The organism is Flaviaestuariibacter amylovorans, from assembly GCF_039541815.1.
GTDB lineage: Bacteria > Bacteroidota > Bacteroidia > Chitinophagales > Chitinophagaceae > Flavisolibacter > Flavisolibacter amylovorans.
The window spans coordinates 193,702-200,234 of sequence record NZ_BAABGY010000018.1 but is presented as its reverse complement, the minus strand read 5'-3'; the positions used below and the strand labels follow the sequence as shown (position 1 = coordinate 200,234).

At 58.3% G+C, this 6,533-nt stretch carries 5 protein-coding genes; 2 read left to right on the top strand and 3 right to left on the bottom strand.

The features are described 5' to 3' along the window. The first annotated feature begins 74 nt into the window (after window positions 1-74). Complete coding sequence (locus tag ABD937_RS22675) at window positions 75-389, top strand: hypothetical protein (protein WP_345258304.1); 315 nt, start codon at window positions 75-77, stop codon at window positions 387-389. A 315-nt stretch (window positions 390-704) separates the two neighbouring features. On the opposite strand, the gene truA is transcribed toward ABD937_RS22675, so the two are convergent. Together truA and ABD937_RS22665 are read right to left on the bottom strand one after the other, a co-directional pair. Continuing rightward, window positions 705-1,445 carry a tRNA pseudouridine(38-40) synthase TruA gene (truA, locus tag ABD937_RS22670; RefSeq protein WP_345258303.1) on the bottom strand — a complete coding sequence of 247 codons (741 nt, stop codon included), beginning with the start codon at window positions 1,443-1,445 and terminating at the stop codon, window positions 705-707. 2 nt (window positions 1,446-1,447) lie between these two features. Then, window positions 1,448-2,692 carry a hypothetical protein gene (locus ABD937_RS22665; RefSeq protein WP_345258302.1) on the bottom strand — a complete coding sequence of 415 codons (1,245 nt, stop codon included), beginning with the start codon at window positions 2,690-2,692 and terminating at the stop codon, window positions 1,448-1,450. A 114-nt stretch (window positions 2,693-2,806) separates the two neighbouring features. On the opposite strand from ABD937_RS22665, the gene ABD937_RS22660 reads away from it, so the two are divergent. Continuing rightward, on the top strand, window positions 2,807-5,284 hold the full coding sequence (locus tag ABD937_RS22660) for a M1 family aminopeptidase (protein WP_345258300.1): 2,478 nt from the start codon (window positions 2,807-2,809) through the stop codon (window positions 5,282-5,284). A gap of 434 nt (window positions 5,285-5,718) precedes the next feature. Here the strand turns inward: ABD937_RS22660 and ABD937_RS22655 are convergent, their stop codons facing one another. Continuing rightward, complete coding sequence (locus ABD937_RS22655; protein ID WP_345258299.1) at window positions 5,719-6,531, bottom strand: TPM domain-containing protein; 813 nt, start codon at window positions 6,529-6,531, stop codon at window positions 5,719-5,721. Between the last annotated feature and the right edge of the window lie 2 nt (window positions 6,532-6,533).

Here is a 6,533-nt window from a genome sequence, read left to right as displayed (position 1 = left end):
TTTGTCGATTTTAATATCGCATACTCAATTCATCCTTTACCTGTAAACTAGTAGATAACTACTAAATTTTACTATTGCTTCCCATTCTTTCAAAGAACTTCGATAAGAAGACATTACTGCCTGGTTATCGTTTTGCAGATGATCCGGTTTCGAACCGCAGACCGCACTACTTCCGTGCGTCACATCCTGTTTTTTCTAAGAGCTTCTTTCGTTTTGCAGCGCCTCGTTTTTCGAAGCGGAGTGCAAAGGTAAGAGCCTCGTTCATTCTGGCCAAATTTATTTTTGAAATTCCTGAAGTTTCTTTCAAAACCATCCGTCGTTTCAAACCATTCAAACCAGTGTATTTCGAAGAGCGATTCGCTTTTTTCAGAAGCGGAGTGCAAAGATAGAGGCCTCAGTGCTATCAGCCAAACTTTTCTTCAGATTTTCGAAAGATTTTTTCGTCTTAAGAATCGTTTAACTAAATGAGAATCAACTATTTAAAGAGCATCCTTTTCTTTCGAAGCGGGCTGCAAAGATAGGGTTGTGAGAGCGCTCGTTCCAAATCTTTTTTCGAATATTCTTCTAAAAAAATGTCAAGGGAAAGGGCGGTAGAAAAACCCGTGCAGACCGTCGTTCAAAAAGCGGTTGCAAAGATAGGGAGCCCGGCAATAGCGGCCAAAGGTTTGTCGTAAATACTTTGCAAAAAGGCCCGGAAGTCAAGCTCAGCGGGGAAAGTAATTTTCCGGGTACTTCACCCGCACCAGGAAAAGACCGGTAGCCGCTACCGAAAGACCGCAAGGACGGTGCTGCTCAAAGAGCAACTTGAAGTCAGACAGCGACATCTTGCCCCTGGCTACCTTCAGCTGGGTTGCCGTGAGCAGGCGCACCATTCCCCTCAGGAAACGGTTCCCTTCTATATGAAAGATGAGCTGCTCCCCCCTGTCGATCCATTCGCAGGTTTCGATCCGGCAACGGAAGTTCTTGACCTGGGTGTTCGTCTTGGAGAAGGAAGTGAAGTCGGTTTGCTCCTTTATATAAGAAGATGTTTCTGACAGCGCATCGCGATTGAGTGCATAGGGATAAAAAAGGGCCACTTCGCGCAGGAACGGGTCTTTCTCCCGGTACAAGCGGTATTCGTACTCCCGGCCAATGGCGTCGAAGCGGGAGTGCGCCTCCGCTCCCATCGCGTGGAGGTTTTGGGCCACGATGTCGGGCGGCAGCACCGCGTTCATCTTGTAGAGTAGCTGCGGGTGCAGGTCGCCGTCAAAGTCGAAATGAAAGTAGTTCTGCAGGGCATGCACGCCGGCATCCGTACGGGAGGATCCGGTAAGCTGGATGGGCACCCGCTGGATGGTAGCCAGCGCGGCCTCCACTTCGGATTGTACCGTTACCGCGTTCTCCTGTACCTGGAAGCCGCTGAACCGGGTCCCCTTGTAGGCCACCTCTAGAAAATAACGCCCCATACTTATTGACGCGTAAGTTCGTTCAGCCGCTTCACCAGATACGCGTCGCGAAGCTCCTTGCCCAGCGCTTCGAAGTTGGCCGGGTCAGACACATGCCCCCAGGCCGCCTGATACAGATTGTATTTACCCAGGTCGGTAAAGAAGAGCCCTCCCAGGTGACGGACCTGCTCGGTGGTATAACACATATTCCGGAATCCTTTGCGGGCGGCGGTGATCATACTTCCTTCGTCGGAAGCAGCCACCATACTGCGGCGCAGCTTCAGCAGGTCTTTCTCCCCTGCCTCTGCCTTACAATTGCCCTTATTGGTGCCGGGTGCCGCTACGGCATTTCCCACTCCGGTATTTGCCACCTGAACACTATCGTTCGCGGGTCTACGACTGCTGTCAGGGGGCACGGGCGCTGTAGCCTGCACCGACGCTGCGGGGAGCGCTACTTCCTTCGGGTTCGGAATGAGGATGCGGATCGTATCTACCTGGCCGTCCTGCACATCATGAAACACAAGGCCGAAACCTTCGGTGGTAGAGCTTTCCGAGCGGCGCTTAACCAGCGACCGCTGGTAGACCGGCTCTGCCGGCGCGGACGCTGCCGGCGCAGCAACGGAAGGAGGCATGGTAGCCGCCGCCGCCGGGGGGGTGGTATCGTCGCCACCGATCTCAAGCGTGGTATCGCTGACGACCCGGGCGCTTGCGCTGACCGGACGCACCGGAACCGTATCCCGGAGCACTGCCGCCTGGGCGGAGGCCGTAGTGCTGACCGGCAACGAAGCCATCATGGCGCCCGGTTCCGCCGGGGGGCCAAACGGGCCGGCATGAAGCAGCGTCGGATCGTCGGAGGCCTGCACCAGCAGGCGGGTAAACGGATCGGCGGCGGCCAGCAGGTTTCGGTTGTCGGCATCGGAGGGTCCGTTGGCCGCGAGCGCCTTCTGCAGGGTCAGCGACTGCAGGTCGAACAGGTTCCAGCCGCCTCCCACATTCTTCAGCACGAAGCCGCGGTCGGCCTTGTCTACCTTTACTTCAAACCGATTCACTGAGTTGTTGCCCGGGAACCCGATTCCCAGCACATAGGTGCTGTCAACAAGGTTGGGCAGGATCACATATCCGGTCGCAGAAGAAGCATGCACCTTATCGGCCAGCTTCACAAAGAAAGGAGCACGATCGTCGGTTTGCAGGTACACGAAGTACACCCGCTGCGCGCCCGCGGTGGTGCCGAGTAGCAGGAGGGCCAGTAGAAGGCGGAGTGGCGTCATGGTTCCCAAAAATATGCTTTTTGCCGGGCTGTGGCAAACGCGCGCCATTTATGGATTTCTTAAACCGAGGGGGAACCGATTCCCTTAGATTTGCCCCACTATTAAATAAGTAACATGAAACAATTCGCTTTCCTGGGTGCCTTCTGCCTCGCGCTTACCGGCGCCGGAGCACAGGAGTCCGCCCCTGTAGCCGAAGTGCCGAAGGTGTTCCGCGCCACAGCGGAAAAGGTCAACGACCTCGTGCATACGAAGCTCGATGCCCGCTTCGACTACCAGAAGTCTCATCTTCTTGGCAAGGCCTGGATCACCCTGCGCCCCCACTTCTACCCTACCGACTCCCTGCGCCTCGACGCCAAGGGCATGGACGTACGCCAGGTCGCGATCGTACGCGGCGGCCAGAACAAGCCCCTGAAGTATACCAACACCGGCATGGAGCTGCTGATCACGCTCGATAAGACCTATTCGCGCACGGAGCCGTACACCATCTATATCGATTATACCGCGAAGCCCGACGAGCTGAAGGTGGAAGGCAGTGCCGCCATCACCGATGCGAAAGGCCTGTACTTCGTGAACCCGCGCGGCGAGGAGCCCGGCAAGCCCACCCAGATCTGGACGCAGGGTGAGACCGAGGCCACCTCGGTATGGGTGCCCACCATCGACAAGCCGAACCAAAAGACCACCAACGAGATCCTGATGACCGTGCCGGCGAAGTACGTGACGCTCTCCAACGGCCTCCTGATCAAGCAAACAAAGAACGCAGACGGCACCCGCACCGACCACTGGAAGATGGACCTGCCGCATGCTCCGTATCTCTTCTTCATGGGCGTGGGCGACTTCGCCGTGGTGAAGGACAGCTGGAGAGGCAAGGAAGTGAGCTACTACGTGGAGAAGGAATATGCCTCCGTAGCCCGCGGCATCTTCGGCCACACGCCGGAGATGATGACCTTTTTCTCGCGCCTCCTCGGCGTGGACTATCCCTGGAGCAAGTATGCCCAGATGACGGCCCGCGACTACGTAAGCGGCGCCATGGAGAACACCACGGCTACCCTGCACCAGGAAAGCGCCCAACAGGATGCCCGCGAGCTCTCCGACGGTAACGACTGGGAAGGCACCATCGCCCACGAGCTGTTTCACCAGTGGTTCGGCGACCTTGTGACCGCCGAGAGCTGGAGCAACCTCACCGTGAACGAGTCGTTCGCCAACTACAGCGAATATCTCTGGAGCGAGTATAAATACGGTAAGGACGCCGCCGACGATCACAACATGAGCGACATGCAGGGCTACCTCATGAGCGGCTCCGAGAAGAAAGACCTGGTGCGTCATTACTACCGCGACAAGGAAGACATGTTCGATGCCGTGAGCTACAACAAAGGCGGCCGCATCCTGCACATGCTCCGCAACTACCTGGGCGACAGCGCCTTCTTCAAGGCCCTCAACGTGTACCTCGTCAACAACCGCTTCAAGGCCGCCGAGGCCCACAACCTGCGCCTCGCCTTCGAGGAAGTATCCGGTAAAGACCTGAACTGGTTCTTCAACCAGTGGTACTTCGGCGCCGGCCACCCGAAGCTGGACATCAACTACAGCTACGACGAGGCTGCAAAGCAAGTACGCGTGATCGTACAGCAGAAGCAAACCGGCGACAAGCTGTTCCAACTGCCCACCACCGTCGACATCTACAACGGCCCCAACAAGGTGCGTCATAAGATCTGGGTCAGCAACAAGGTCGATACGTTTACCTTCAATGCCGCCACCAAGCCCGACCTCGTGAACTTCGACGGCGACAAGGTGCTGCTGGCTACCAAGACTGAGAACAAGACCATTGCCGAATACGCGCACCAATACAAGTATGCCGGCAACTATACCGACCGCCGCGAAGCCCTCGACGCCGCCGCCCGCCGCCAGGACGATGCTGCCGCACAGGCCATCCTCCTGCAGGGCCTCAGCGACCGCTACGAAGGTCTCCGCGCGTATACCGTGAGCCGCCTCGACCTGCGCAAGGACGCGATCAAGACGATGGCCGAGCCGCAACTCGCCCGCCTGTCGAAGAGCGATCCGAAGCGCGGTGTGAAGGCAGCCGCCATCTCGAAGCTGGCCACTTACCGTAAGGCCGAATACGCCCCGATCTTCCGCAGCGCCGTGAGCGACTCGTCGTACACCGTGGCCGGCAATGCCCTCGAGGCGCTGGTGCGCGTTGACAGCAGCGCCGCCGTAGCCGAGGCACGCCGTCTTGCCAACACGAAGATGAAAGGCAAGCTCGCCGCCACGGTTACCAATGTGCTGGTGCAGGCAGGCGACCCCGCCGCTGCCGCGATGATGATCACCAACTTCGAGAAGCTGCCCCTGGGCCAGGCGAAGTTCGAAGGCATCAAGCCCCTCACCGACCTGCTGGGCGGCCTCAGCGATGCCACCCTTTTCCGCCGCGGTGTGGACGCCGTAGTGAAGTTCATGGGTGAGATCCCTGCCGCCTACCGCGACCAAACGACGCCCTTCATCGAGGGCCTGCTGGGCGAGGTGCAGAAGCAGCAGGACGCTGCCGGCCGCAAAGCAAGCGCGCAATACGTGCAGGAAAAGCTCGCGAAGAAAGGATTTTAGGAATGTGCTGATGGGGTAATGTGCTAATGGGGTAATAACCGGCAAGCACAGAGCACCTGATAACAGAAAGGCCGCCCGGTGGGCGGCCTTTCTTGTTTTCCGCCTGACGGCGCTGCGATTTGTATCGGCCGTCACCTGTAGTACAGGTGAAATCGAATCCAGCTTCGCTTGCCGGTGTTCCCCGATTGCTCAATGATGCGTATAACTGCCTTGTTATGTTTCGTTAGTCGTAAAAAAGGCGAAGTACCCTTTTAAAACCGATTAGGCGAACACAGCATTCCGAAGCTTCGAGCCGTCCTTGCGATCCCGCACAGGAAAAAGACCCCTCGAACCAGATCATTGGAAGCATCGATCCATGTGCCCTGAACATTGGTTCGGAACCCCATGAAAAAGGCCCCGCTGATCGCGGAGCCCATTTCACTATTCGATATTCCCTACCAGCTGCCGCTCGCGCCGCCGCCGCCGCCGGAGCCACCGCCGAAGCCACCAAAGCCTCCGCCGTCGCCTCCGCCGCCAAAGCCGCCGCCGAATCCACCGCCACCGCCGCCGAAGCCGCCGGGCAGGAAGATGATGGGCGGGATGCCGCCCGTGCGGCGGTACCCGCGGCGCGACATGAAGCCGCCTCCGCCACCGCCGCCACTGCGGCCGAAGATGATGGCCAGGATGATGACCGCGAAGATGATCTTACCGATGCCGAAGCCGCCACCACCGCGCTCGCCCTGAGGCGCGCGGCTCCGGTAGCCCGGCGGGGCCTTGTATTCGCCCGCGGCCGCACGGATGATGGAATTGGTGCCGGCATCAAGGCCCTCGTAATACTGGTTGTTCCGGAAAGCCGGCAGGATGTCGTTCTCGATGATGTTCTTGGACGTAATGTCGGGCAGCGGGCCTTCCATGCCATAGCCGGTGCGGATGGTGACCTTACGGTCTTCCACCGCAACGAGCAGCACAACGCCGTTGTCCTTCTCCTTCGTGCCTACCCCCCACTTGCGCAGAATGGCCAGGCCGACATCCTCGATCGGGTAGTCGCCGGTCGTTTTCATCAGCACCACGGCGATCTGCGTCGATGTTGTATCGTTGTAGCGCTTCAGCTTGCTTTCAAGGGCGTCTTGCTGGTAGCTATTGAGCTTGCCTGATAGGTCGTTCACCAGGCGCGGTGGGGTCGGCCGCGCGGGCACTACTTTGTCGATGCCCTGACCGAATGCCAGCAGACTGCACAGGAGGCTCAGGAAAAATAGGATCCGTTTCATGC

Coding starts and splice junctions, on each gene's coding strand:
- truA (WP_345258303.1), bottom strand. CDS start 1,445: ATGGGGCGTTATTTTCTAGAGGTGGCCTACAAGGGGACCCGGTTCAGC.
- ABD937_RS22665 (WP_345258302.1), bottom strand. CDS start 2,692: ATGACGCCACTCCGCCTTCTACTGGCCCTCCTGCTACTCGGCACCACC.
- ABD937_RS22660 (WP_345258300.1), top strand. CDS start 2,807: ATGAAACAATTCGCTTTCCTGGGTGCCTTCTGCCTCGCGCTTACCGGC.
- ABD937_RS22655 (WP_345258299.1), bottom strand. CDS start 6,531: ATGAAACGGATCCTATTTTTCCTGAGCCTCCTGTGCAGTCTGCTGGCA.